This is a genomic window from Oceanispirochaeta sp. (genome assembly GCF_027859075.1).
Lineage (GTDB): Bacteria > Spirochaetota > Spirochaetia > DSM-2461 > DSM-2461 > Oceanispirochaeta.
Genome location: NZ_JAQIBL010000166.1, coordinates 1 through 3,084, shown reverse-complemented (window position 1 = coordinate 3,084; position 3,084 = coordinate 1). Strand labels below are relative to the sequence as shown.

4 protein-coding genes are annotated in these 3,084 nt (G+C 46.0%); 1 reads left to right on the top strand and 3 read right to left on the bottom strand.

Annotated features, from left to right (window positions below; translation table 11 throughout):
* On the top strand, positions 1-805 hold an 805-nt coding region (locus PF479_RS09285; protein WP_298005354.1), incomplete at its 5' end, for a hypothetical protein.
* Between the two features lie 5 nt (positions 806-810).
* On the opposite strand, the gene PF479_RS09280 is transcribed toward PF479_RS09285, so the two are convergent.
* From PF479_RS09280 to PF479_RS09270, 3 genes are all read right to left on the bottom strand, one after another.
* The gene (locus PF479_RS09280) at positions 811-1,575 is read right to left on the bottom strand and encodes a DUF6320 domain-containing protein (RefSeq protein WP_298005352.1); all 765 of its coding nucleotides are present in this window, start codon (positions 1,573-1,575) and stop codon (positions 811-813) included.
* Complete coding sequence (locus PF479_RS09275) at positions 1,553-2,878, bottom strand: hypothetical protein (RefSeq protein WP_298005349.1); 1,326 nt, start codon at positions 2,876-2,878, stop codon at positions 1,553-1,555. Before PF479_RS09275 ends, PF479_RS09280 begins: the two co-directional genes overlap by 23 nt.
* A partial coding sequence (locus PF479_RS09270; protein ID WP_298005346.1) for a hypothetical protein occupies positions 2,875-3,084 on the bottom strand: 210 nt, incomplete at its 5' end. The genes PF479_RS09270 and PF479_RS09275, both read right to left, overlap by 4 nt.

The following is a 3,084-nucleotide window of genomic DNA, read 5'->3' as shown; positions in this document are numbered from 1 at the left end:
TTTTTACCTTGTGAACACACAGGATCTGGATGTTCCCTGGAAGAAGGCTTTTGAGCCCCTTATTAAAAATATAACAAAGATACGCGACAATGAGACAGAGCTTTTTCAAGCAGAAAATCAGGTGATTAATAAAAATCTGATCAGAGGTCTTGTTCGAAAGAGCAGAATGACGGTGCTGAAAGGCAAAAAAAAGACAATGGAACTCTCTCAGAGCAAACTCTACCAGAAGTGTTTGAACGATGCCTTGCTTCTCGGGGCAGGGAAAGGGGATGCGGAGAGTAAAGATGTTGTTCTTCTGGCCCCCTGGTTCCGTGCCGATAAAGAGTGGCAATCAGTCCTGGAAGACGAGCAGAGGGTGGAAGAGCAGAAGCTGCTGAACAAAGAGCGTCTAAAGGAACTCTGTGGAGGCCGAGGGCCTAAGAAGCGGATTGATTCTCTCACTAAGGAACAGGCTCTCGAAGAGGATCGTCTGATGGAGGCCCTTAAAAAATGGGGTGAGTCTGTCACCGGAGATACACCGGAGCATCTGAAAGCTCTGCCGGAAGTGAAAAATGCCATTGCCGAGATTGATGCTCTGACAGAAGATGCTATCCAGCTCAATCTGAGTATTGAAAAATGGGAAGCCAGAAAAGATATTGATAAACTCAGTCATGATCTGGAATATATGACATCCAGGATCGATTCTCTGGAAGAGGAAATACTGGCCCGGCGTCAGGAGATCCGGGTTCTTAAAAAAGAGATTACCAATTCTGCCAAAGAAATCGAGAAAAAGAAGCAATTTACCGGCGATATGGAAGAAACCTGAGGTCTTTAGAAATGGAAATATTTCTTAAATTTTGACTCTTTGTTTTTTCTGTAATGAAGGTATATCAGGATCAGTGATATAGGAAGTGTTGCAGCTACGACTATAAGAGACCATCCGGGCATCATTCTTCCATTCAGGCTGTAACTCAGCAGCAAATCTGTCAGAACGCAGAATAAAGCCAGACCGACAAGAATATATGCCGCCACATTGGAACCCTTTCTTTTTGCCCGGGAAGAGCATAGAACTACCAGATGGCTGGATACCGCTGCAGACAGAACAATGGGGTACCCTAATGTAAGAGCCGCCATTGAAGCACCTGTAAAAGTTTGAAGGGAGAGCATAGTCCCACAGATGATCAGGAAAACAAGCCATATAAGCTGTCCCGGCTTCCTGGTGGAATACAGGGCTGTCAGGACAATCAGAAGGCAGCCTGCCAGAATAATTGTTGGATAGTAGGACCAGGTCAGTATCCTGTTGATGGTCAGGTCAACAGACAAGGTGATCAGGACCGGTATCAGCATTCCGAATCCCGTCAGAACCGAAGCCAGGTGAAGTCTTTCCTTCTTATTCATCCGGGGAGGGTGGGGAGAGGCCATCTCGTCTTCTGGAAAGGTTCTTCCCGAAACAGGGTCTGAGGAGAATTTCTGGATGGGGGACTGGCAGAGGGGGCATTCTTCGGCATCTTCGTACACTTCCACTCCGCATCTTGAACAATAGGGCATATTTTCCTCCAGGATCTTATCGGGCTCAGTAAAACCGGTTACTTTCAATTCTAACTCTTATCTCTTTTTGGCGCAGGCCCGTATAAAAGAGACGCTCTATCTCTGTCTCCTTCATTAGACTGCCGAAGGAGACTCTCAATTCATTCTTATAACTAAGAGCCGTGCATTTGATCTTGTTTCCTGTGCTGGGGGGAGGGTAAAAATCAAAGCTTTCTATATGCTCACTCATGGGATTAGGCAGAACGATCATCCCCAGGTTGCTGAATCCACTGGTATAGTTGTTCTCTCCCAAGATTCTGTAGATACTCGGCATGAACATATTTTTCAGGTGGAGTGGAAACAGCCTGTTGATGATATTCAGCTCCCCCTTCATGTTTCTTGTAATCTGCTGATTCAAAAATTTCCGGTCTACTTCATAACGCATATAATGATGCACTTTGGCACAAATCTCCTTAAATTCATAATGGCCCAGACGGGGGTCAATCCAGGGTTCTACAGAGAGGAAAAAGTTTCTCATTGATTTGGTAGGATAAAGAGCTCTCAGATTGACTGGAACATTCATTCTTATAGGCATTTTCTTTCTGTCTTTACCCTGGGGTCCTTTCATATAATCCTGAAAGCTGTCTATGAGCTGAGCGATAAGAAACTCACTTAGACTGATGCCGTATTTTTTGGCTTGAGCTTTTACCTCTAAGACTGAGCAGATTCCGGTCGTGACATTGTAATGACCTGGAGGGATTAGTTTTTGCGTCAAATGGAATGCCCTGGCGCTGCGGGAAGTCTCGGGGATGGATTTGTTGAAATGCTTGTGAAAGGCATCTTCAAACTCTTCGGGATTTGCTTTTTGATTCAGCTTGAGAATCCCCATTTCTTCATCTGGTTCAATAGGGATGCCCTTCAGTCTCAGATATTCGGCGGTCAAGGTTTTTAGAAATGTAAGAGCCCCGTTCCCATCGGTCAATATATGGGAACATTCCAGAGCAATCCGACTTTTATAAATCCGGATTCTAAAGAGGAACATCCCCCGTTTTTTGAGAGGAAAACCCACACAGGGGTAGAGAGAGTCAGCCTCGACAGGCGGCGTGCGCGGGTTTGTTTCCAGAAAATACCAGAAGAATCCCGGTCGGAGGCTCACCTGGTAATAGGGAAACCGGGGCATTGTGTTTTCAACAGCGCGGCAAAGGAGTGGGTGGGATACCGGTTCTTTCAGGTTCAGGCTGATTCGGAAGAGACTGCTGATTCTTTTACTCAGCAGGGCCGGATAAATTTTACCGGCATTGTCCAGCTTATACCAGTTTTTATCGAGGAGGCTGGGCCTGATAAATCTGTCCCATAGCTTTTTTTCCATCATTGTTGGGTCCTCGTCCGCGGAACGGTCCGTGCTGTTAGGATGACAATGAGGGGGCCAGTCAGAATCAGAAGGGCTGCGGGATAGAAGTAGATGGGCGGGATTTCTTTAAAGACCATATAGGATAAAAGTGTCGCAAACAGAATCTGGGTCAGATTCAGGAGGGACACCTGCTGCCCACGGAGCCTTCTCATGCCAAAATTGTTGAT

What these genes read in the sequence shown, in the direction of transcription:
- PF479_RS09275 (WP_298005349.1), bottom strand. Translation starts at nt 2,878, where the DNA reads ATGATGGAAAAAAAGCTATGGGACAGATTTATCAGGCCCAGCCTCCTC.